This is a genomic window from Herbaspirillum sp. Sphag64 (assembly GCF_014192645.1).
Lineage (GTDB): Bacteria > Pseudomonadota > Gammaproteobacteria > Burkholderiales > Burkholderiaceae_D > Herbaspirillum.
Genome location: NZ_JACHYE010000007.1, coordinates 1 through 25262, shown reverse-complemented (window position 1 = coordinate 25262; position 25262 = coordinate 1). Strand labels below are relative to the sequence as shown.

Annotated in this window: 15 protein-coding genes and 1 pseudogene; 1 reads left to right on the top strand and 15 read right to left on the bottom strand. The window is 52.2% G+C overall.

Translation table 11 applies throughout. From position 1 onward, the window contains the following. Positions 1-19: 19 nt before the first annotated feature. The 9 genes from bcsZ to FHW66_RS12470 all read right to left on the bottom strand — a co-directional run bounded on the left by bcsZ (position 20) and on the right by FHW66_RS12470 (position 18278). Positions 20-1198, bottom strand: coding sequence for a cellulose synthase complex periplasmic endoglucanase BcsZ (gene bcsZ / locus FHW66_RS12510; protein WP_183380146.1), 1179 nt, complete (start codon positions 1196-1198; stop codon positions 20-22). Positions 1199-1200: 2 nt separating this feature from the next. Further along, positions 1201-4128, bottom strand: coding sequence for a cellulose synthase subunit BcsC-related outer membrane protein (locus FHW66_RS21225; RefSeq protein WP_183380145.1), 2928 nt, complete (start codon positions 4126-4128; stop codon positions 1201-1203). Next, positions 4020-6386, bottom strand: coding sequence for a cellulose biosynthesis cyclic di-GMP-binding regulatory protein BcsB (locus FHW66_RS12500; protein ID WP_183380144.1), 2367 nt, complete (start codon positions 6384-6386; stop codon positions 4020-4022). The genes FHW66_RS21225 and FHW66_RS12500 overlap by 109 nt, the downstream gene beginning before the upstream one ends. Continuing rightward, positions 6367-8646, bottom strand: coding sequence for a UDP-forming cellulose synthase catalytic subunit (bcsA, locus tag FHW66_RS12495; protein WP_370543463.1), 2280 nt, complete (start codon positions 8644-8646; stop codon positions 6367-6369). The genes FHW66_RS12500 and bcsA overlap by 20 nt, the downstream gene beginning before the upstream one ends. Before the next feature lie 427 nt (positions 8647-9073). Further along, on the bottom strand, positions 9074-10246 hold the full coding sequence (locus FHW66_RS12490; protein WP_183380142.1) for a porin: 1173 nt from the start codon (positions 10244-10246) through the stop codon (positions 9074-9076). Between the two features lie 192 nt (positions 10247-10438). Continuing rightward, on the bottom strand, positions 10439-11164 hold the full coding sequence (locus tag FHW66_RS12485; protein WP_183380141.1) for a transporter substrate-binding domain-containing protein: 726 nt from the start codon (positions 11162-11164) through the stop codon (positions 10439-10441). Positions 11165-11238: 74 nt separating this feature from the next. After that, positions 11239-13647 carry an EAL domain-containing protein gene (locus tag FHW66_RS12480; protein WP_183380140.1) on the bottom strand — a complete coding sequence of 803 codons (2409 nt, stop codon included), beginning with the start codon at positions 13645-13647 and terminating at the stop codon, positions 11239-11241. A 69-nt stretch (positions 13648-13716) separates the two neighbouring features. Continuing rightward, positions 13717-16635 carry an HD domain-containing phosphohydrolase gene (locus FHW66_RS21220; RefSeq protein WP_183380139.1) on the bottom strand — a complete coding sequence of 973 codons (2919 nt, stop codon included), beginning with the start codon at positions 16633-16635 and terminating at the stop codon, positions 13717-13719. Between the two features lie 107 nt (positions 16636-16742). Further along, positions 16743-18278 (bottom strand): methyl-accepting chemotaxis protein, encoded by a 1536-nt coding sequence (locus FHW66_RS12470; RefSeq protein WP_183380138.1) that lies wholly within the window; start codon positions 18276-18278, stop codon positions 16743-16745. A gap of 269 nt (positions 18279-18547) precedes the next feature. On the opposite strand from FHW66_RS12470, the gene FHW66_RS12465 reads away from it, so the two are divergent. Next, positions 18548-18970 (top strand): hypothetical protein, encoded by a 423-nt coding sequence (locus tag FHW66_RS12465; RefSeq protein WP_183385583.1) that lies wholly within the window; start codon positions 18548-18550, stop codon positions 18968-18970. Here FHW66_RS12465 and FHW66_RS12460 read toward each other — a convergent pair. From FHW66_RS12460 to FHW66_RS12435, 6 genes and pseudogenes are all read right to left on the bottom strand, one after another. Next, positions 18929-20653 (bottom strand): DUF4105 domain-containing protein, encoded by a 1725-nt coding sequence (locus FHW66_RS12460; RefSeq protein WP_183380136.1) that lies wholly within the window; start codon positions 20651-20653, stop codon positions 18929-18931. The genes FHW66_RS12465 and FHW66_RS12460 overlap by 42 nt on opposite strands. Before the next feature lie 164 nt (positions 20654-20817). Further along, entirely contained in the window at positions 20818-21192 is a 375-nt protein-coding gene (locus FHW66_RS12455; protein WP_183380135.1) for an adenosine deaminase, read from the bottom strand. A gap of 629 nt (positions 21193-21821) precedes the next feature. Then, a pseudogene (locus FHW66_RS12450) lies at positions 21822-22352 on the bottom strand (IS5 family transposase); the annotation flags it as partial. A 381-nt stretch (positions 22353-22733) separates the two neighbouring features. Next, positions 22734-23294, bottom strand: coding sequence for a hypothetical protein (locus tag FHW66_RS12445; protein ID WP_183380134.1), 561 nt, complete (start codon positions 23292-23294; stop codon positions 22734-22736). 16 nt (positions 23295-23310) lie between these two features. Further along, on the bottom strand, positions 23311-24669 hold the full coding sequence (locus FHW66_RS12440) for an N-acetylmuramidase domain-containing protein (protein ID WP_183380133.1): 1359 nt from the start codon (positions 24667-24669) through the stop codon (positions 23311-23313). Continuing rightward, positions 24666-25262 (bottom strand): DUF2345 domain-containing protein (locus FHW66_RS12435; protein ID WP_183380132.1); only part of this gene is annotated, 597 nt, incomplete at its 5' end. The genes FHW66_RS12440 and FHW66_RS12435, both read right to left, overlap by 4 nt.

The window sequence follows — 25262 nt, the reverse complement described above, 5'->3', positions numbered from 1 at the left end:
CCGATAGATTCGTTATCGCCTACTGGCAAGGCAACCAAGCCGGTTGCAAACTGCCGCTAACATCAAAGCGATAGCGGCCTTCCTGCCAGCCCCAGCCAAACAGCGTCAGCACGTTGTTGTAATAGCCCTGATCGCCGTCACTACGCCAGACTTGTTGCACTCGTTGTAGCTGCACCGTGAGCATGGCATCCTGCTGCAGACTTGCCAGATAAGGCAGCAGTGCGGCAGAAAATCCTGGCGGTGCATCGCCTGTTGCTGCACCAGTGACGGTATCCACCTTTTCCGGCACGACATGATTACTTTCAAGAAAACGGAGCATCCCGCTCAAACTATCACGCCAGGTGCTTGCCAGTGGATCAGTGGCCGCCGTCATCCCGGCCCAAAGATATGCACGGATGGCATCGTAGCTCCCCACTCCTTTGCTCTGCGCATCAAGCACAAATCCATGACCAGTCTGAAATGTCACCCAGTCCGGCACGACGCCCAAAGGTGCGCTCTGGTGCATCATCTGCAGCGCACTTTGTATCATGCGACTCCAGGGGCCGGCACGATCAAGCTGTTCCAGCTTGCGCAGTAGCGGCAAAGGCAGATAACTGGGATTAAATCGCCAGGTCTGATTGCCCATGGCAAACCCTACCGCGCCGGGCAACAACATTGGACCGAGGCCAGGGCAATCGATGACTTCTTTCTCTTTGATCTGACGCAACAATGCCATCCCCGCAGCGTGATACACGGGCAACTGCCATAACCGTCCTGCCTCCAGTAGCGCATAGGCGATCCAGCAATCGGCGTCCGAGGCCGAGTTAGGATCGAGCACACCGTAGCTGCCGTTATCGCGTTTGCCCCACTGCCATGCAGGCAGACTGTCACTGTCGGCACCAAGGTTATCGCAAGTCCAGCGCCAAAGTCGCGCAAAGCGCTCACGATCATTGGCGACCAGCGCAAAGAACATGCCGTAGGATTGCCCTTCGCTGGTGCTCTGCTGATTGGCAACCGAAAAATCAATCACCCGCCCATCGGCTTGGACATGGCGCTGCACAAACTGCTCCCACTGACGCCATTGTGACGACTGTGATGTCGCACACGTTACGCTTCTGGTTTGCGCCAGCGCGACTGAAGGCATCACCCATGACGATAGTTCCAGCAGTGCCGGCAACAATGTTGATTTGAGCAGAGTACGTCGTCGTTGCAACACCATCTTCAACGCCCTCCATCGAATTGACCGTAGAAGTCCCGCATATCCTTGGGCAGATCGCGGCTCAGCACGGCATCGCGATCCGAGAAAAAATACCGCAAAAACAGCATCACGCCGTACTGCCGGTCACGCCCCGGGGTGACATTGAGATCACCCTGCGCACCCAACTGCCAGCGCCTGCCAAGCTGCTGCACCATAGCCAGTTGCAGGTGACCATAGGGACCACTAGCATCGCTGCCACTATAGCCACAATTGACCGTACCAGCATTGACAGCACCATAGGCCACCGGCAAACATGAGGCGGCGGCCTGGCTGGCCTGATTAAAGCCCAGCTCCAGATTCCCTGACCATTGACGGTCGCGACCTTCGACGCTCAGGAACTGTGACGCCACACCAACGCTCAGCGAGCGCTGCGGACTATAGTAGCCACCCAGCCCCCAGTCATATTGGTTCTGGTTATTGTCATAGTGCAGGTAATGCAGCGCCGGGCCAAGGTTGAAATAATCAAAGCCATCCAGCTTGAGATGGTAGCCAGCCCCCAGATCCAGTGCGACAGCCTTGTTGCTTTGCACGTTCTCCCCCGCCAACTGATCGAGTGCAACATTAGCCGATAGACTCCAGTCCGGGCTCACCTGCCATAACGCGCTGGCACCGATGGTATTGCGACGCACGTCACCCCAGATCTGCCCGCTGCCAGACAACTGCATGCCACGCCAGGACAGCAGCGAGTCGGTAACCGGGTTGCTGCCCATATAGGCCGACCAGCTACCCCAGCCGGTTTGCTGCGACACCCGCAAGTTGCCATTCACATCCGTGCCACCAGCACCACCAGTGATCGCCGCCACGCTCAACTGCCAGCTCAGGCGTCCGAAGCGGGTCAGCCACAGGCTGTCATCGATTGCCAGACGAAACTCCTCGGCACTGGCTTTACCGGAACTCTGGGCATCGGCGGGCACGCCTAAGGCGTGTGCCACGGTGGAAGTACTGACGGTGCCGGCGTCCAGCAACAATTGCCGCCAGCGCAAATTGATCTGGCGTGTGCCATCGATCCACTCACCGCGCACAGTCGATGCCAGGGTCGTGAGATGCCCTTGTCCATCCGTACCGGCGTGGTCTGAAAAGACCCATCCGCTGCTCACCGAAGCGGCATCAATACCGCCCAGCGTGGTTGGCAAGTAAGTCGCCGCTGGCGACGTTTGTACCGTACCGACAGGCACGGCTGCTAGCGCGGCCGACGAAGTCGTGACGGGCGGCAACAGTCCCTGCGTGACTTCCTTCTGCAACGCATACGCATCAATAAACTGCTTGCGGTAATACAATTGCTGGCTTTGTAGCGCCAGCACATAGTCGCGCAAGGGATTGCTCTGTGCCTCGGGCAAGGCCTGCAACTGACGCAAATTGCCCTGGGCACTCTCACTGAGCGCCCAGCCTTCGGCGCTGGCAGGCTCCTGGGTGCGGCGATACTGCGTAGCAAACAAGCTCGAGGCTTGGGCATAGCGACCCAGCCCATAATTGTCCCAGCCGCGTAGCGCCTCAGTCTGTGCTGCCGTTGCGCCCCATTGCTCGGCCTCATCGAGGCTGCGCAAGCTGGCAGCAAAATCCTTCTGCTGGTTCAATATCTCGGCTTGCAACAATTTTAGGCGGCTGCGTAACAAGCGTGCACGTGGTTCAGCGGCCAGCAATGGCTGCGCAAGTAAGGCTTCCGCACCTGCAATATCTTTGGCATCCAGCCGAATCTGCAGCAAGCCCAGCAGGGCATCGACATTAGTAGCGGACCAGTCAAGACCATCCTGAAACCGGATCTGTGCCGTCTTTGGATCATCATGGGCCAGCATGACCCAGCCACTGAGCGTTGCGGCTCCACTATCGTGATACGCCGTGATTCCTGCCGAGAGTTGCTGGACCAGCAATAGCGCTGCATCACTGGCGGGCTCAAGCATGACCAGACGACTCAGGTCACGGTCATATTGCAGCCGGACGAATTGCCGCTCACTCTCCACATCGCGATCTCCAGCCTGCGCCTCCAGCGCGATGAGCTGCCCCAGTGCATCACTGGACTGTCCCAGATTCTGCTGCGCCATGTACAAGCTTGCCACGCGGTTAGCAGCAGGCTCACAATCAGGGAACAGCGAGCGGTACAGCGCCATTGCCTGCTCCTTGTGTCCCGCCTTGGCAAAGATCTCGGCGGCGCGCCACAAGCGATCAATCCGCTCGCAACTGAACTGCGCCGGATAACGTTGCACAAGCTGCGTCAACGTTTCGACCTTAGCCTGCGTCAGGACCGTGTCAATCTCGAACTCCTGCTGTTGTCGGGCCCGCTCGGCCAGCAATTGTGCCGATGGTGTCCACGCTGGATAACGTTTGCGCCACTGCGCCAGACTCTGGTCAAACTGGCTTATCCGTCGTGCGCGCAGCAGATTCCACAAGGGTCGCTCGTCGACGCCGGCCGGTGTTGACGAGGCCGCTGCCAACGTCGCGATCCCGGTCCCGGCCGTGGCCACTTCCTCCTCGGCCTGCAGCGCCTCTTCCGTTGCTCCCTGTTGCAAGGACTGTTGTACCTGACGACGGGTAGTCAGCGTCGCCAGATGGGCATCATTCTGACGCCGCACCAGATCACGCTGGATATGCCGCTGAACCTCGGCAGTATTGTGCTGCTCAAGCGTTAGCGTGCTCTGCTGACGTGGTTGGGCCTGCTGCAACGGAGCCTGCTCCAGCTTCTCCAGATTGGCCTGCTGCGCCACGGCGGAGCGCATTGGCAACAACATGACGCAGGCCAGCAGCACGCTGGGGCCGAGTTTCATTTCATGCATCTCGACGATACCGGTCAGACGTCGACACCATGGGTGCGACCACGCAGATGGCGACGCAGTGCACGCCAGCACAACAAAGTCAGCAGCGCCAACACGACAAGCGTCACGCCATACAGTATCCACGGGTATTTGGAAGCGATATAGCCCAGGTACTCTGCCTTGCCGATATGACCTTCCTCATAGGACGGGCCGATACGTTGGGTGGCGACTTCGGTCTTACCCAAGGTCAGCAAGGTGACATCGCCGGCCATGCTGTTCCAGTATTGCGGCGCCATCAACTGCCGCATGCCATCCTGCAACTGGGCGGAGTCAGCTGCCATGAACACGGTCGCGGTAGCACCATCATCTTTCTTCGCACGGAACTGCATCACCAGCAATTGCTGCCCCAACCGCGCATCACCGCGCACCATGGTATTGAGATGATCGGCCTGCATGTTGTACTGACTGGTATCGGTCAAACTCTGGAACTGTTGACGGAACCAGCCAGATTCGCGCGTCGGATGTGCTATCTGGATCGAAGCACTCGCCATGGCAAGATCACTGTCAAGCTTCCACGGAGCATCACTGAGCAACTCTGCCGGTACCGAGCCGACGGTACCGACAACCAGCACGTGGCGCCCGGCAGTCGGATTCCCGAAGGTAAGCTGCGCTGCACTCAGAGGCAAGCTCTCTTGCTGTGCCAGCTTGCCCAGCAAGGTCCAGCCAGCAGCAATCGCAGCGCTATCGTGATTGGTCAGTTGCACGCTGAGCTTGCTACCGTCACTGCTCGACAGATAGGGGAACGCATTAGCGGCAAAACGCCCCAGATCAGGCAACTCAGTAAAGTGATAAATGTAAGGTGCATTGACCGAGGAACTGTCAAACAAGGTCATCTGAAAGGTTCCAGATGGTGAACACTGTGCGCGCGCCACCACTTCTGGACGGAACGACAGCACATTGTTGCCCGGCTTGAAATTGTTCAAGGGCAGACTGAGACGGTAATTATCGAAATACCCTCCCTGACGCTCATCAATCACAATCGCGCGCTGGAATACATCATTGAGATACAGATTAACGGTAACCTCCGTGTTCAGCTTGGCACCTTGCGAGAAGTTCAGATGAAACTCCATCTGCGCGTCTTCCTGTGCATACACATCCGGTGGCAAATTGATGTGGAGCTCCGCCGGTGAATCAGGCGTCAAGGCGACGGTACGAAATCCCAGCTGCTCGAAGCTATAACGGCCCTCTCCCACAATATTGGCCTGGGGCGCATGCGCCGGAATCGCAGGCGCGCTCAATGCGCTGATGTTCCATTGACTGAGTTGCGGGAACGCCAGCCGTTGCCAGGCGAAGACTTCCGCCGCACGCTCTACCTCGGCATCGTCGCGACCAGATACCACCAGCATGATGTGCTCGCCATCCGGCATCGCATACAGCCCCAGAAAACTGCCCTTGATCTGCTGCAGTAACGCCGGATCCAGATACGGCTTGAGGCTGGCGACCGAACCGACCAGAATATTGTCAGCCCCCGCCAGTGCTCCAAGCGCCAGTCCCGGTGCGACGCGGCTGTCACCGTTACCGGCTTGCGCATCAACCTGGCTGATGGCTGGCATGACATAACGCATCTTCAGCGCGACGCCTTGCGCCAGCATGCCTCCCACCCGCAATGCAGCATCCGACCCGGGATGACCGGCAGTGACGATATTGACCTTTGGTAGCGTCTGCTGTTTCGGATCAAAAATATCGTTGAGCGATGCCAACTGCAGTTGCTGTGCCGTCAAGGATCGCGTCTCGGTCTGCAGTCGCAATACCGACGCTGTGGTATCGATTTCGGTCCACAACTCGGGTGCGTTCGTATCTTCACACTGCGCCGACTGACTATGTTGGGCCACACTGAAATTGAGCTGGTTATAACCAGGCAGCAGCAGCTCCAGCGGCAAACGGATATCGGCGGTGAGCTCGGGCTGGCGCGCCGAGAGTTGCAGCTGCGCGACTGCTCGGTTGTTCAGGCGCACAACCAGCTGGGAGCGCTCATCAAGCGCAATCGAGTTAGTCAGCACCAGATGCAGCACCGCTGACTTGAGTACCTCACGTCGTGAAACGGGAATGCTCAACGACGCCGCGCCATCGGTACGCTTCAGTCGCAGCGGTCCTACGTGCGCACTCAGGTTGGCCAGCGGCACCAGCTTCACAGGGGTCTCCTTGAGTGCCGCAGGCGCAGCTGCCGCAACCGGAGTGACTGGCTGCATCACCTTGCCCTTGATGCCTGATGCAGGCTGAGGCTGAGCATTGACACCGCCGCAGTAAATCGACAGGCCAGCAACCACAGCAGCCAGCACGCGACGTTTGATCCATACGGCACCAATACCAACAGGAACTGATTCACGAGATGAGGTAGACATAGAATTTCTTGATCTTGTGAGGAAAGGTTTTAACAACAGGCAAAGACAGAATCGGTTCCAGCAGAACACGCCTGAGGAATCGGTACAGTCCCTTGAAAAACAGCATGTATTGACCGCCTGCATGCAACGCACCAAGCTGAAACAGCAGAATGATACTTTTGATGATGCCGCGCTTTTGGTTACGCCGCTCGCGGTACTCGGTCCAGCGCTGGCTATCGCCGGAAGACAAGGCCACCGCCTCCGACAGACCGGCCACGCTACGGTCAGTGAACTGCACGCCGACCAGTAAGGACTTTTCATCCGGCGAGAGAAAGCTGTTGCGAATGACAATCGGCAGCTCGCTCTCATGCCCCAGTGCGTGATTGAATACCCGGATGCAATTGAGTCTGGCGTGAATCTCCGGCTCCAGTGCCGCATCAAAGGAGAGCTGCGCGCCCTGCGAGGAAATATCGAGGATATGACAGGAAAGTGTCGCCCCGCCACCCACGGTCATGACAGGCTGATCAGCCGACACCAACTGCGTGACAACGGCTGGCGCATCACGCCGGAACACGGAGCCCAGAATATTGGTCGGCACCCGTGGCGTGGCACGGCGCTGCCGGCGCTCATACAGCACACCAATGCAGGCATTGAGAATCAGCAGATTGAGCAGATTCCAGCATATCGCCGACACAATCACATCACGATGATCGACCGCATGAAAGTACTTCCAGATACCAACGATCATCGTCAGCACCACCAGCACATAGACGACATAGAACGGACTGGCAAGTTGCGAAATCGCATCCTCTTCCATTTGCTCGCCCTTGGGCGTGACATTGAAGCTGGGCGCGCGCGGATTACGGATCACCATAAAAATGGCCTGTAGCGAAAACAAAGACTGCAGCATTTCATACAGCTCCGAGATCAAGGTCCAGCGGTAACGCCCAAACATCTGATCCGCAGTCAAGATCGTCCCCAGCATCGCTGGCAACCCGTAGCCAAAGAATTCAGCAATACTGGCATTGTAGAAGCGCAGCCCGAAGATCAGATACGCCATTGGTGACAGCAGCAGCATCACCCGCGCATAGCTGAAGAACCAGTAAAAGGTGTTCGAGAAGTAGCATAGCTTCTGTGCCACGCTCAGCCCCTTGGTGCCGAACACATTCTTGAGCATGAACAGCTGCACCATACCCTGCGCCCAGCGCAGACGCTGCACGATAAAACTGGAGAAGGTTTCCGGTTGCAGACCTGAAATCAATGGCTCGTTCAGATAGGCACTGTGATAACCACAGGCATGCAGTTTCATCGCCGTTTCCGCATCTTCGGTAATGGAGACACCACCAATCCCCCCCACCTCGTCCAGATGTGAGCGCCGCAACACCGCCGCCGATCCACAGAAATACGCACTGTCCCAGAAATCCAGACCACGCTGAATGACGGCATAGAACATCTCGTTTTCCTGCGGAATACGGCCAAACATGTTCAGGTTTTTTTCCACCGGATCGGCATTGATGAAGAAGTGTGGCGTCTGCACTAGATAGAGCTTTTCATCCTGCTGGAAGAAGCCAACCGTCTTCTCCAGAAAATCCACCGTCGGTACGTGATCGGCATCCAGAATCAGCACCAGATCACCATCACAATGCGCCAGTGCTTCGTTGACGTTACCAGCCTTGGCGTGCTGGTTCTTGTCGCGCGTCAGATAAAGCCCGCCATGACGCGCCGCCAGCGCCTGCAACTCCTCATGACGCTGCTGCGCTTCGGCTGCCTTCTCGGGTGACGCCTGTGTCCGCTTTTGCAGCGTTCCGCCATCGTCAAGCAGATACACCTTCATATGCGAAGCCGGATAGCGCATATCCAATGCGGCCCGCAGCGTCACCTCCAGCAGATCGGTCGGTTCGTTATAGGTCGGGATCAACACATCCACATGCGGCAAACGATCGGGATGCGTATCCAGCGGCACCGACTTGCGCGTCATCGGATACGCATTCACAAAAAAGCTCAGCAGTGCAATCACCACCCCGTAAAGCTCTGCCAGATACAACAGGAGCATGAAGATGAAATCAGGCAAACCGTTGTAGCCCAAGGTATAAAACGTACGCCACCAGACGTAACGCAACAGCAGAAACCCGGCCAGTATCAGGAAAAAGAGGCGAAACCGTGTCGCATAGCCGGTCTTGCGCATCAGCTGCATCAAGACCACGACACCGCCGCCGAGGACGTACTGCGCCGACAGATCAATGCGCACTGACACCAGCATCAACAGCAAGACGAGCAACACCACCCAGCTCAAGACAGAGCCCGGTCGCTGTGACTGGATCAGATTGTGAAGCTTGTTATTTACCATCGTCAGACAAAGAAGATATACGTGCTGCAGCCAGCGCTATCGGAACCGTCACCCAGTACAAACCTAGCGGTACTGGATCACCTAAACAAGGGCCTTGCAGACGACAATCAGGACGACGTCGCGGGGATTGTTTCGCGTACCTTAGAGAGAAAATTGAATAATTACCATCAGGAAATTGCTTAATTCACGATAATTTAACAAAATCAATTTCAACAACAACGAATAATAACGTATTTGATTGTCAAAAATATATCGAAAATAGCGACTTGACTGTTATTTACACATTGCTGCCATCTCCAGCAATGTGCAAAAAAACATCACTCCCCCGTACGCCAGGTGCGGGCGCAGCGAATAGCAAACATCAGAAATTGTGATAAATGCCCACCGAGATATCACGCGCTGTTGAGCCTTGGGCTGGCAAGACGTTGGAACTGGTGGTGTCGTAGTTATAGAAGAGGCTCGACTTTGCGCCATTTTTGAGTACCCCTACACGCGCATACAAGGCCGTCGTGCGCGACAGAAAATGGTCCACACCCAACGTAGTGCCGAACGCATAGTCATTGTCGATGGTGGTATTGCGGTAGGCCACGGCCGCACGATAGAAATTAACGCCGACAATCTTCTCAATGCCCACATTGAACACATTGGCGATGGCAGCACCGGCACCTTTCGGTGCCACTCTGACATAGGCCAGATTACCGACAAAAGGACCAAAATCATGCTGGGCACTGGCGATCATGGAATCGGTGCGGATCGTCGGTGTAATGGCTTTGGCATTGGCGCACTCAGCAGGCACTGACGGATCACACCATGACTGGGCATAACCTGCGCCCAGCGACGTGCCGTTACCAAGATAGGTAAGGCTGCCAGTTTGCGCATGAACATCATGACCGCCGCTGCTATTTTGCTTGAAGGAGACACTCACGTCCGCAGTCACATGATCGGCGATTGCCGGGGTGGCGTAACGGATGGTGTTGTTAAGACGACTGCCAATCGCATTATTGCCACCACCGCCGAGGTCACTGGCCGTGGCCATGTAGACAAAAATGGATTCATGCGCATTACCCAGAAAACTATCAGCACCCACACCGGCAGCCCCTACCGATGAAAACTGTCGTCCCAATGTCAACTGACCGACATCCCGGTTCTGCAAGCCGACAATGGATGCGCGATTAAACAGGGACGTCGTGTCTTGCTGGGTACCGTTGTCAGCATTGAAGCCAGCCTCCAGCCGGAAAAAAGAAAGCCAGCCATTGCCGAGATCTTCCTGCCCATAAAAACCGAGCTTGGATGCCCAGACGTTGCCGCTTTGCAGACGAGTGACTGATTTTCCACCCGCATTCAGATAATCAATGCCCATGTCGAGCGTGCCATAAAGGGACAGAAAGGTTCTGCCCGGTGCCACACCAAGTGACTGCGGCCCCAATCCATCGCTATAGAGCGAATTGAGGCCATCTGCCTGATTTTGCTGTGCGAATGCACTCACGGGAAGTCCGGTCATCAACACGAAAAAAAGGTAACCGTACTTCGTCATGGCGTTTCCTGTAGCAGATCAAATGAATGAACCCGGCATTATATGATCTTGTTACATTTGCGTCTTGATGGACTTGCTTCAGGTAGCAGTCACGCTTTCGGGGATCTCAGGAACAAATATTCCTGCTTGTCTTCAGGTAGGCGCTCAAGCACCGGCAAGGCTGCTTGAGAATCAGCATTTCCGTTGTACCGACTATTTGCCGAGTGTGGCATTGAATCTTTTGATCAATTCGTCTTCCACTTTCTGGCTGCACATCATGTAACGATAGACACCCGTTGATGGCATTTCCTTAAACATCATGACGTGAAATTCGTCTTTACTGACCACGCCGAGATTTTCGTAATAACGTATTTCAGCCAGCGGAGCAAAAGTAATCTGCGCTCTTCCTGCTGCCACCATTTTGAAAATAAGCGGCATATCCGCATAAGTAAATTCACTATTCGCCTTCATGTTCGCTAAGCGCGCATCCAGATATTCACCATGAACAAATCCAATTTTTATCAGTACGGTAACTTCAGGATCGTTCAGAACAACATCGAGCGAGACGCCATCACCCGGACGGTACTGATTGTTTGCAAATCCGGCATAGCCAGAATCTTTCACAATAGGACGACTGTATTTGGCAAATTTCTCCCTGTTCGGCGTTTTGTACCATCCCAAAGAACACACCCGTTCCTGATTGCTTTTAATCCGCACCAGTTGTCGCACAGCGGGAACGATCTGCCATTGAAATGCGATTCCTGCCTTCCTTAACGCTGCCAGCGCAGGATCAATCACCAGACCACTGATACTGGTCGGCGACTCAACAATCATGTAAGGCGGTAACTCCACAATCTGCAGCAGCAATGGCGACTCCGCCCGCCCCGATGTCGGGAAGAGCAACAGAACAAAAATGGAAGCAACAATCGCTCTTAACATGATCTGACGCTTTGGCAGGAATAAAATGTCGATGAGCAGCCTGTACCGAGTCATGCCCGCAAGGAAGGACTTCGCTAGCCTGCATACCTGTTCACATAATCCTCAAAATCGGCGAGTGGCAAGGGACGGCTAAAATAATAGCCCTGATAGGTATGACATCCCTCGCGGGATAAGAAATCGAACTGTCCTTGTATTTCAACACCTTCTGCCACCACGACCAAGCCGAGAGTCGCGGCCAGCGCAATAATCATCTTGGCGATTGCTGCATCATTTGGGCTGATCAGTACTTCTCGAACAAAGCATTGATCGATCTTCAACTGTTCCAGAGGAAGTCTCTTGAGGTAGGTAAGCGATGAAAAACCAGTGCCAAAGTCATCCAGAGAAAAACCCAGCCCCACGGCCTTGAGCGTCACCATTTTTTTGATGGTACTTTCAATGTTGGTCAGCAGAACGCTTTCTGTCAGCTCCAGTTTGAGCAGATTCGGGTTCACCCCGGTACGCTTCAATATAGCGAGGACATGCGTCACAAAATCATTTTGATTGATTTGTCTGGCAGAGATATTGACCGCCAGCGACAAGTGCGAACGCTCGGATTGCTTCGCCCATTGCACCAGTTGCATGCAGGCCGCCTCAAGCACCCAGTTCCCTAAAGGCACGATCAGACCGGTTTCCTCCGCCAAAGTAATAAATTCGGCAGGCGAGACGATACCTCTTTCCGGATGCTGCCAACGGACCAATACTTCAGCGCCGATAACGCGGTCTTTACCCATGATCTGGGGCTGAAAATACAACACAAACTGTCTGCAACGAATCGCCTCGCGCAAAGCGATTTCCAATGCCGCACGCTCGCTGACCAACGCCTGCATGGCAACGTCAAAGAAGCACAAGGTATTGCGCCCCGCTGCCTTGGATTGATACATGGCAAGATCGGCTTGTTTGAGCAGCTCCTCGAGATGGTTATGGCGTCCGTCAAACAGCGTCACACCAATACTAGGTGTGCTGCGCACCTCGTGCCCATCCAGTACGAATGGCAGGTCAAATGCCTGGAAAATTTCTCTACCGAGCATTTCCGCGCGTTTGACAGCCTCATCTCTGTTGTCACTCAAGGCCTCCAGCATCACCACAAACTCGTCACCGCCCAGACGCGCTACGGTATCGCTATCGCGAACGCAAGAAGACAATCGTCCGGCGACTTCCCGTAGCAACAAGTCGCCGACATCATGACCCAAGGTATCGTTAAGTGTCTTGAATTCATCCAGATCGATAAAGAGCAGCGCCCCTTTTTTTCCGTTGTTGTAGCTGGAAATAAGTGCCCGATTCAGGCGATCAAGCAGCAACCTCCGGTTGGGCAACTGTGTCAGCGAATCGTAGAAGGCAAGCTTGTTAATTTCTTCTTCCGCTGCCTTGCGATCCGAAATATCTTCAATCACCCAGATATTGCCACCCTCGGGATGCGTCGGATCCAGATTTGAACACCGCAAATAGGCCCAGAAAACGCTGTGATCAAAACGCCGCAACAAGAGCGTTTCCTCATACTGATAGTCCGCCAGCGTATTATTGCCAAGAAGTTGCTCCTGCTCGGTCCTGCTCCGGTCGTCTTTTTGAAAGACGTTAAATAATGACTGATCAAGCAATGCCTGCGGTTCTGCGCCGAATATTTTTTCTGCCTCTCGATTTGCCATTCTGATGATATTGTCCCGCGCGAAAACAACGCCTACCTGTACGTTATCCAGAATGGCGCGCTGCTCATGGAAAGCAATTTTCAAGGCATTGCGCATATTGTCCATCTGACTAGCCAGCAGCCCGATTTCGTCGGTCCGTTCCCAGTCAATCGCCCGCTCAAAGTTCCCTCGTGCGAGTTGCCGTGAAAATCGGGTCAGACGCGCCAATGGATTCAATACCCGGAAATGCAAAGCAATGGATACCAGGCCCAGCGAAATCACAAACTGGCCGAACAATATGACGATGTAGGATTGCAGATCATGAGACAACTCATGTTGTATCAGTCCGTCGTCGAGTTCAAGTTCGACAGTACCCAGCAGTGATTGCGTGCCAGGAACCGCCTTTGGCAAGAGGAGCTGGTGGGAAAAGGAATGCGACTTTCCCTGTCGCCGCTCAGCATGCTCAACATTGAGGATAATCTGTTGGGCCGGATCGGTGATCGTGATCCGCACGACGCGGGGATCAAGCATCACGGTGTCCGACAGTTCAGCAATTTTCTGTGTATCGACATTCCATATCGGAGACACCAGACTATCAGCGAGAAGACTCATCCGCCCTCTCAACTCAGTCTTCAGGTCAGCATCGACCTGCCTGTCGCGCAGCTGCACCAACAGCGTCAATCCAATCAATACCGGCAACATCATTCCGGCAGCGACCGCCACGATCAACCCCAGACTCAGGCTACTGCGAGGACGATAACGCCTAATTAATGTCGATAGGAATGTCATGATCACCAGATATTTGGCCTGACTACTGGCCATTGCTAGCCTCATTCTGGCATGGGGTTCATTCGTTGCTGCATGGCGCACCATTTGGCACACGCAATAACACTACAAATCAATCTGTTCTGTCGCCATGAACTGTGCCGCATATTGCAGATGCACTCCCTCCTGTAAAAATAGCGCAAACAACTGCGGATCGATATGCCCTTCGTCTGCCATCTTCTGCATGATGGCAACGGTCTCCGAGAGCTTCTTGCCTTTTTTGTAGGGACGGTCCACGGCGGTGATCGCCTCGAAGATATCGGCAATGGCCATGATCCGGGCCACTGTGCTCATCTCCATACCCATCAGACGGCGCGGATAACCGGTACCGTCCATCTTCTCGTGGTGGCCACCTGCGATTTCGGGCACATTGCTTAGCTGCTCCGGCAACGGTAGCTTTTCCAGCATCATGATGGTCTGCAAGATATGCTCGTTGATCTTGTAACGCTCCTCCGGCGTCAGTGTGCCGCGACTGATAGACAAGTTATAAAGCTCGCCCCGGTTGTACAGATATTCAGGGACATTGACCTTGAAGCCCCAGGCATTGTCAGGCGCCAGCCTCTCTTTTGGTGAACGTAAGAACAAATGCTCCAGCTTGTCTTCCAGTACCTGCTCAAATACCGGCAAGGCTGGTGCTGGCATGCGCGACTTGCGCTCCAGCTCTTCATGAGAAATGCCGATCCGGTCATCCAGCGTGCGCGACCACGGATATGCAGCAATACGGCGAATGCGCTCCAGCTTCTCCGGCGCCATCAACTCACTGCCGGTATTGCAGTCCGCAACGAAATAAAAATCCTCATCGAGTTGCCGTAGTTGTGCCTCAAGCTGTGCTTGCTCTTCATTTGATGGCGAGCCTGCCCTGACGCGCAGGGCGGAAATTTCACGGTCGCGTTTGAGCACTTCGAAACGCATACGAATTTCATGAATGCGGTCATAAATGGTCTCCAGCTTGGTCGCCTTGTCCACCACAAATTCAGGTGTCGTAATCTTGCCGCAGTCATGCAAACCGCTGGCCACATGCAACTCCCACCACTGCTCTTTGCTCAGCGAAAAGTGGGAAAACGGTCCCACCGTCTGACGACAGGCCGCCTCCGCCAGCATGCGCGTGAGCACCGGAACGCGCTGGCAATGCTCTCCGGTATAGCGCGATTTGGCATCGATCGCACCGGCTATCAGATCGATCATGGCTTCAAACAACGCCTTCTGTTCCTGAATCAACTGGCGGTTCTTGATCGCTGTCGCCGCGTTGCTGGATAACGCCTCCAGGAAAGAGAGCAACTGGGCACTTTCTCCTTCTTCACTGAACCGCCCCATCAACATGATGGCGCCCAAAATCCCGCCTGCGTTATCCTTAAGCGGAATTCCCACCAGCATGCCGCTATCACCGAGCAACTCGGCCTTGTCGCCAAGAATGACGAGATCACTCGGATAGCATTCCTGAAGCTGCCTCAAGGTCCGCTTGCCATGCAGCAGCGTCATACTCAATACGCTATCCACATCGACTGCAAGATGAATTTCAGGGGCGACAAAGTCCACGCCATCATGGCTACTGAATTGAGGTATCGCTTTTGCGTTGTCCTTATCCAGCAGATACAGCATCCCTGAATGCAGGTGCGCGGCCGTCATGACCTCGCGCATCAGATTTGCGATCAGCTGGTCCAGGTCAGATGCTTGAGCCAGCGCACTGGACAAGGTCACAAAGCGCAAAATCGCCTGTCGTGCCTCATCAATGGAACGGGTTAACGTATTGATTTCTTGAAGGTGTGAACTCGAGGTAATCGGCTTGGCAAAGTTCAGATGTTGCATACTGCGCGCCTCATCGGCCAGCCCCCGCAGCGGTCGACCGATGCGCCAGGCAAAGTAGATCGCCAACGGAATCACCGCCACCAGCAGAAAAAAAGTGAAATTGAGTCCCTTGAGTAACAACATCCTGGCACCGATCAGTAATTCCTCATCGGGCAAGATGACTATCAAATAAAAGAACTTGTTTCCGACCGGCAGCTCTACGATGCGCGCAGTCCAGTGTCGATGTCCGATTCTGATCTTGATCGGTGTATTAAAATTTTGATCAGCAAGCCTGGCGGCGAGTATCTGATATTTTTCTTCTGGAAAATCGTGCAGAAAAAGCAGTTTTCCCGTGCTGTTATGCGCCCAATGCTGCTGCGTTCCAGCATAATTAGTGTCCGACAGGATGGCAGAATTATCATCCACCAGGATCAGCTCCGACGACGGTGACAGATGCTGTTGCGTCAGCAGCGACGACAAATCGGTCAACGCAATATCGGCCCCCACCACGGCACCGCCATGGTCGGCCGCACGCGCAATGGTAATGCCGATTTCCCGGGTACTGAAAAACAGGTAAGGGTTGCTCTGAATCTGGCTGTCAGTTGCGATTGCTTCACGATACCAATCCCGCGCACGCGGGTCATATTGGTATTGCGGGGCACTCTCGCTGATCTTCTCGAGGGCCTCATTGAAGAAGATGAAGCGGCTCTGCTGCTCGCCCTGCGCGGAAGTAGCGATCGATTGCACCAGATACACCGCCGTCGGCGGCACCGTGACATTGAGAACGATCTTGCCGGCATTGGCAACACGTCGCATGAGGAAGAAATCGCCGTTTTCATAACCGACATATACCGCAGACAAAGCCGCATTGCGCCGCATGGCCTCGACAAAAAACGGCAGATTCCTGAGCCGCTCCTCTAGCGTGCGGGCCTTGGACAGATTACCAATGCTCAAATAGTCCACAAACTGCGACAGCGGCGAAAAAATCACTTCCACCTGCAGCGCTGCCTCGCGCTGCACACGCTCAAGCACTACCGAAGAAGCTTCCAGGATGATCGACTTGCTGCGCAAATAATCAAACGCTGCCACCGAAACACCGACAACCAGCACCACTGAAATGAGCAATAACGACATCAGGGCGCTCAGCGACATCTCGACATGCGCACGCTTTGAATGTTGGTCTTGAGTGGATTCGCTCACATTGCCTCCTGTTGAAGTATCTAAACAGAAAGCAGGGTCAGCGATGTGCTTGCCTCCGATTTTTGACCATCAGAGACTGCAACAGAAGCGCCACTTCACACTAAAAGTCAATCTGGATTCGTAGGACTGGCAAGAGTCTTGGACGTGTTAAAAAAGGACAGCATGCGGTGCAGTTCAGCCGCCTCATGGTTTAACTCTTCGGCGGTACTGGCGAGTTGTTCAGACGCAGCCGCATTGACTTGCGTCGTATTGGTCAGTTGAGCCATGGCAATATTGACCTGCGACAGTCCAATGTATTGCTCTTCCGATGCAGCGACGATCTGCTGAACCAGATCTGCCGTGTGACTGATTTGCGGAACCAGCTGATCGAGTCTCCGGGTGGCATCATCCGCAATTGCAATACTGTTTCTTGCCAGCTCATCAATCTCCAGTGCCACCGACTGACTGCGCTCGGCCAGCTTGCGCACCTCACCGGCCACGACCGAAAAACCCGCGCCATGCAGACCCGCCCGGGCAGCTTCAATGGCGGCATTTAAGGCCAGCAGGTTGGTTTGATACGCCAGGTCGTCAATCACGGCGACTTTGGTCGAAATATCTTTCAAGGCAGAGACCGTCGAATGTACTGCGTCGCGTCCATGGGCGGCATCGGCGGCAGTCTGCCGGGCGACATTGCCGGTGGTTTTGGCGTTCTCCCGGTTTTGCCCGATGACTGACCCGATCTCTTCCAGCGATGCCGATGTCTCCTCAATACTGGCCGCCTGCTCGGATGAGGACTGCGATATCGATTGCGCGGTTGCGCTGATCTCCTCAGCGGAGCGGTACAGTTGTAATGTCGCCTCATGAATATGGCTCACCACAACCGCCAGCCGGGTCACCATCCCTTTCATGTCCGCCAGCAGGCTTTGCTGATCACCTTTTCTGGTGTGGACTTTCTGCTGTAAATCGCCCTGCGCCACCTGTCCCACAATTTTCGCGGCATAGGCTGGCTCGCCTCCCAGATGGAGCAGAATGCTACGCGCAATTGCCAGGGTGAACACCGCTACAATCAAGGTACCGACAACAACCGCGATCTTTTCTCTCAAAATCACCCGCTCGGAGTTGATCAGCGCCGCAGTGTATTCCTCCTTGGCGATACTGCCCTGCAATTCAATGAGACGGTGGTTCAATGCCAGCGTATTAAGAAACTGCGATTCCAGCAGGGCCAGTTGCTCAGGCTCCACAGCAGTGCTGTGTTCCCGAGCGGTTGAGATGAGCTTGGTTCTACTGGCCCGAAAATTCTTCCATGCCAGCACCCAGCGGTCAGCGACCTGACGTTCCTCGCTGGTCGCATAGGTCGCATAATAATCACGCCACTGGGCATCAATCGTCTTGTCCAGCGTCGCAATCGTCTTCACATGCTCCTCGATGACATTGTCCGATGTTGCTGTCAAAATGAGACTGAGATTGCGCCGTGTCAGATAGGTGGCATCCTGAATGGTAGAAAGTTGTACCAGACAGACGGTCCGGTCTTCATAGACCGTCCGCAGTTTTTCATTACTGAAAGCCATGCCGCGAATACCCTCGATCCCAACAAACAGGAGTATGACCAAGGTCACCACAATGAGCAGTCGCAGACGGAGTTTGACGGTCATCGCGTTGAGCATGGCTGTATCCAGTCTTTGAGCAAGGTTCAGAATTACGTCCAGTGATCACCGGCTTTTGTGGATGTTACCAGTGGCGACTTTGTCTTGTCATCAAGCATGTCTACTGGCAACGCTTCATTGCCCAAAACCAATAAGAACTTGACACTCTGGCATCACCCGGCCAATACTTCAGCCGTCTTCGAGAAAAAGAAGACCGAGTTTTGCAGCTGGATTTTATAGTGGCGGACAACCGACTCCCTGGCGGTATTTTTGGGTTGTACTTACAAAGGATGCCACGGTGCCCACTACCTCTCCTGATTCAACCCCTCAACCCCACCCACGAAGAGCTCCGCTGGATTCACGGCCCCGGCAAGAACGAACGTTTTGCCGACTTCATCGGCCATACCTGCGATGTGGCAGCCGGTATCCGCAGCAGCCTGCAGATCATCTACAGCGGTGATCTGGTACGGGAAATCAATCTTGACGGTGACGCCGACGACTTTGCACCACCAGCGGTGGGCAAGGCAGATGCCGCCAATCTGATGCGCCTGTCGATCGCAGCAGCATCCCTGCTGCAACAGGTGTCGCGGGGGCATATTGACCTGCTCAATACTTATTGGCCGGAGTATTCACCATTGCTGGAGACTGGTGCTATAGGTGCTGAGCCGGACTCAGAAAATCCGCTTATAAGCCAGCTCCACGCTGTACTGTGACTGATTGCCATTGAAGTCGCGTTTGAAGGCAACACTGAGGGAATTGGATTGATCGAGATATTTTGTCTGGGTCCATCCCAAGGTGAAGTAATGCAGATCGGTACCGGTCAGATTATTGGTAAAGGTCGTCGAAATGAGTGACTTCATATCCCATACTTCGCGCACCACGGCACCGGTTTCCAGCGTGATAAACGGCGCCGTCTGCGCCTTCGAAATACCGACACCGCCGCCGCCCATGACGTACAGATCGAGATCCTGCGCATAGCGCTTGGCGATACCAATCGCGCCACTGGCGGTAAAGGTACGCGCCAACTCAAACTGCGGGTTCAGCCGTGGTTCAATCGCGATATGAAAGTGCCCGGATAAGCCACCGGTAAGCATGTCATACGGCATCAGTGACTGCATGTCGTAGATGATCAAACGTTCCAGACTGGCACGATTGTCGGTCAGTGAATAGTTGATGGTAGTGGCAAACAGTTGCAGGCTGGATTCAATCGAGTAGCCGCGATTGTCATCTATCAAGGTATGCGAAATCGGCAACACCGTCAGCGCAAGCAGATTGCCGGAACCATCATGACGAGCAGCAACGGAAATCTGGTTTTCGCCGGGCGTATTCAGCGGGTCGAAGCGCGCATCCACATCCAGCACCTTGTCGGCGAAGTTAGCCTGCTGCGCTCGGTTCAGGATATCTTCATTGGCTTGCCGGGTCGCTTCATCAAGCTTACCCTCTGCATAGGCGTATTGATTATAAGCACGGGCTAATTCGAGCTGGATAAAGGCTGGTTCGGATGCAGGTAGCGTCAGATAAGCATCCATATCCCCCTGCAGGACCTGCGAGCGAATCGCCTGCTGGTCAGACACACTAGTCTGCTCGGCCAGCTTGTGGACGATCCAACGGCTCGGTGAAGTAATGCTAGTGCCATCAACCAGACCGGCTTGCACGGTACTCTTGACCAGACTTCTTGGCGTCACCCACCAACCGCTATCCGGTAAGCGCTGGCCGGACAAGGACAGAATGAATTTGATAACGGTGGCGCAGTTATATTTCTGAAAGAAATACGTCAGATGCGACTGCTTGAGCTCCAGCAGATGCAGCCGGATCAGTTCCTTTTGGTCAGCATCTAGATGCAGATGGTATTCCCAGATATTGCGCTGATCTTCATCGACATAATGATGTTGCTGCTCCGAGAAAGGTGACAGACTGAAATAACCGGTTTTACCGATGACCATGCTGTCAAACAGCAGCTTGGGCAGATTGATGCTGTCAGCATCGGTAAAAAATGAGATGGCGTGGCTGACTTGCCGGTGTTCGGCGTTGCTACCGCTGAACTTAAGAAAGGCATGGCCCAACATGCTCGCTGGCTGCGCGATGTTTTCGCTGGCAAAGACGAGTGCAATGTCGTCCAGTGGCGCCTTCCTGGTGAATTCAACGATATCAGGACAAACATCGAGTGATAGTTCGGGGGCATGTAGCTGCTGCTGCAGCCAAAGATAACGGGCAGGAAAACGGCAAACGTTTGTTACTTCCCCCTGATAGAGGAAGTCGATCGTGCGCTGCAATTCAGCTGCCGGAGAAAAGTTTGGCAAGCTCAGCAAAAAATCAAGATCCTTGATATTCGCCTGCCCCTGCTCTGTATGCAACAACGCGGACCAGACCGGTGATTGCTCCAGATGCTGCGTCAAAGCGCTCTGCTTTAACGTTTGTGCCAAGCCGGCGCGATCAGACACGACGGCCCTAGCAGACACCGGAGACGAAACATCCGCCATTGCAGGAGATAGGTACAGAAAAAAATAAGCGGCAATGAAGCCGCTTATTTTTCTGCCAAAGGCAAAAACCGTCACCTAGATCACTTGGTGCAAGAAATCACGACATCATCGTTGTACTTCCACATCTTATCGCTACCGTAGTCAGTGGATGAACCGAACACACCACCGGACAGAACGTTGATGAAGAATTTGCCATCAACCGATTTGGGTGCAATGGTTTCCTTGGTGCAGTTATCCGTTGTTGTCGTAAAGTGCAGGTCCTTGTTCTGACGCAGCACCGAAACAACGCCTGGTCCCTTGAATGGCTGACCGTTCACCGTACCTTCGATAGGGCTACCTGTAGAGCTGCGGACATTGATATCCTGAGTCTTGTCATTCAAGATTGATGCGCAACCTGTGAGGCCAATAGCCGAAATGAGAAATACGCCAGCGTACAGTGATTTCATTTTATTCATGTTCCTTCATTAAATTGAATTAGATTTATATTGGCAAAACATAATTTACTGCAGGCATTGATTACCCTGCCGCCTATCTTGCCCTCACAAAATAGACTTCGGCATAACCAAATCGGGGCCACTACACTCGGCCATATGACAGCATAGAGCAAGGTTTCTCGATAAGAATTGCGGCGAAAATATAATCAGGCAGACTGAACCGTGATTCTGCAGGCATCAATCCATGTTTAATCGATCATGCGCGAACATACTCGATCAACAACTTCCTTTTTATTATGTGATTTTCATAAAAATATAAATCACCTCTCCCCCACAACAATATTTTTAATTTTGATCATTTGTGGAAATTGAGCCCCCTCAAATTCGCGATCGGGCTCAAAGATACAGGGCAGATTTATTTACGTCAAGATTGCATGGAGAGATTTATTCCATATTTTCAACATGTTATCGGCGCAAAGACCTGATATATATTTACCAAAACCGACCGGGTAGTATGTTTTGGCAATTACTCAAAGAATCAATACTTTGAATAGCACAAAGTTGAGGACGTTTTTTAATAAAACTTAACCGCATAGAGGCGTGTTGCATAAATCAAATCTGAAGGCAAAGGTATTGCTTTGATACTCAGTTCAGGCAACGCGAACGGATTTTGGGCGTGCCAGAGCGGTCATGCGATTGAGAACGCCGACACGAATGGCCACCTCGGTTGCCTGCGAACCAATGCGTCTTGCCCACAAGCGATTTCCTGTGAGCGTCTTGAGCCGATACATCAGATTCTCAACAAGTGAGCGCCGATGGTAGCCACTCTGCTATTTCCGTTGCGCACGCCCCCAGGTAGCAATCGCTTTGATCGCCTCATTGCGCCAGCCTGCGCCGGGGATGTTCTGCGGCCACGGCACCGCGCCTTCGCGTGGAGGAATCGCCGCCTGGGCATCACGCGCCGCCATGACCGCATGGCTTTGCCTGCTGTCATACGCACCGTCGCCGCCAACAATGTCAATCGGGACATCAGCGGGAATCTGGTCCAGCAGATCGGGCAACGCACTGGCATCATCAACGTACTGATGGGTCATCAAGGCAGCTCTTATCTGGTCTGTTCTGATATCCAATGCCAGATGATCCTTGCGCCAGATACGACGCTTCGAATACCCATGCTGGCGCGTCGTGCAACTCGCCAGGGCCATCCGTTCATCCTCGTTGACCCACATCGTGATATTGCCTCGCGCAATCAGCCCAGCGTTATAGTGTGACCAATTTCTGATCCGACAAACACCTTTTGGCTCGCTCTTACTGCTGTGTTCGCCCTTGCGCATTCCTCTGCTCAAAAGACGAGAATCTACCCAGCTCGATTCGAAGTTAACAGCACTATCGTTATCCCTGTTGTGCATAAACGGCAGTCCGACTCGTAGCCACAGGATTTATGCAACAACGCCGGAATGAAGTAGAAAAATAGCGAAACTAGCGCTTCCATGAAATAGCTGTTTCTCACAAAATAAATATATTTCTTATTAAATATTTTTAAATATAAAAATCATTAAAATTTACCATTCGCATGGCAATCCAATATATTTTTTTAAACTAGTAAAATTTACCGCTTCCTCCAATGAATCAAATTTAGATTGCTTCTCAATATAACAATTCAACAAATTTGTTTTATCAATACTAATTCCAAAACTATTTAGATCTTCTCGATAAGACAAAACAATAGCTTCATTTATTAATGAACCTTGATTTCCCGAAACAAACAAGTAAGCAACATCCATAACTGATTTTTTTTCAAAATCTATTAGAGAAACATCCGTAACGTTTTTCCTGGAAGGCAATTCACTTTCATCAAAATCAATGAATACAGGAACCAAATCATCCTTCAAAATGGCAATTTTAGTTGCTGTACTTTTACTTAAAAATGAAAATGGAATGATTCGATATGTATTTCCCCCATAATTCACTTTGTAAGCTCTGGAATTAATTAGCCAAATTTTTGATATTTCTTTTTTTGATCCGATTTCTCTCTCTATTATTTCGGCATCAATATTAAATTCTTCATCGCTCATTTCCCCCAAAACTTGACACTCAACAGAATTTAATAGAACAAAAAACATGATAAAAAAAATTACCTTATTTATAATTTTCATATTTTGAATATTTATCAAAGAATTTTTTTAAATTTATTGCGTAATCTGGATTAACATTTTTCCAATTATTCCCATTGTAATGAGAAGCAATTTTTTCCCAATCCTTACTCACTAACGCATCCCTAAGTCGACCTCGCTTTGTGCGAAGACAAAAATCCTTAAATGCCTCGAATTGATGGAACTCACTTTTACTCATGTCTTTCACAAATGAAAATGCCGTTGAATATCCTGCCTCAAGATGATTGAATCCCATAATTTGAAACATTCCCCATGAACAGCTTTTTAATGCAGCCTCCTTATCAAGCTTATAAGCTTTAGATAATCTAATTAACTGCAAATTTTTTGTACCATATGTTTCATCTTCCGAATATTTATTTTTATTGTTGATTTTCTTTTGTTTTTTGTATTCCGGACCACATATATCCGAATATTCTGAAAATTTACTTTCAGATATCACTTTATTTGTCTTTCTATCAAATTTATAACCAGTCAATTTTCTGAACCAGTGACGCTCAAAGACAATCACAGGAAAGTACATTCCCTCCATTTTCCAGAAAGGATCACCGTGTGTTTCTTGTTCAGCGATAGCTTTTATCACCGCGACATCGCACCCGATTTCCTTCGCTACTGATAGATAATGGTGTTCTGTGATCGGTCTATCTTCGTACGCATCCAAGAAATCCAATATCGGATGATCTTTAGTTACGATCATCATCGGCTTCCCCGATTCCTTGTGTTTAATCTCGCTCGTACGAATGCCAAATTTTCCATCTCGCCAACTCCAGGCACTTTGTAGCCTTTCACCCGGATCTTTCTCTTTGAATCTATTCGTTAAAAAGTTGAGTGAATTTTGGGTCGTGCTGGTTATCTCAGATCGCATTCCTTGATTTGACTCATCTATTTCAGAATGGGGATAAGTTTTCAATTCGAGCTTGATTTTAGGGCTGATGAGTGTGACTAACTTATTACCGAAATCTGAAACAGTGGTGACCAGCTCCTTCCAGCCACCATTTAGCTGTACAACAAAAACGCTTATTTGATCATTGGGTGTATCCGTCACAATATAAGAGCGGCCTAATTCATCTGTCTTTTCTTTTACTGTCTTTCCGCAATATTGGAATACATGCGATAGGTTTCGAATTGGATTAAGTTCTTTATCCATAAACTGAAACGTAACGCGACAAGTAGCCTCTCTCGTAAGAGCAAGCCGTTTCCCCGCGACGATTCTGTCCGGGTTATAAATATTGTTGAGCTTAATCAGAGCTGTAATCGAAACTCCCGTATGACGAGAGATTTTGGATAACGTATCTTTTTCTTTTACAACATAAAATTGTGCATTCATATTTGTCCCTCTTGATCGAGATAATTAGAATCTCGTAGCATTTCGTCCTCGGGCACTTCTATTTCTTCTACAATGTACCAACTACCACTACCAATCAAAGCACTAAGTCCTTCTTCTTCATCGGTAAAAACACGTTGTGTCAGTCCCTCAGAATTGATTACCCCATGTCCAAGGAGTCTTCCTTGTGAATTGTGTATTTCGTATTCGACATTTCTCCAGTTTTGGATGACTCCCGTTTCTATGCTGGAAAACTGAGATATGTCTAACTTCTGACTAAAGTTCTTGGTGCTTGAATGGTGTGGCAAGATGGGAAATCTTTGCAACAACGCCGCTGGCCCCTGCAAGGAGAACTTATCTGCCTTCCAGTGAATCTCGCCAAGCGTGCCGCTCTCAATGCCCAAGGGGCCAATGCGCAGATAGGAGCCACCGGACTTGAGCAGGATGGCTTCTTTGGCGTTGATTTCTACCTTGCCGTTGACGCTGGTGATCGTCAGGTTTTTGTCGGCAACGGCGTGTATTTCGTCGCTTTGCGCCTGTATCTCGATCTTTCCTTTGCTGGCGAACAGTTTCATGCCGCATTGCTGGGCAAACAT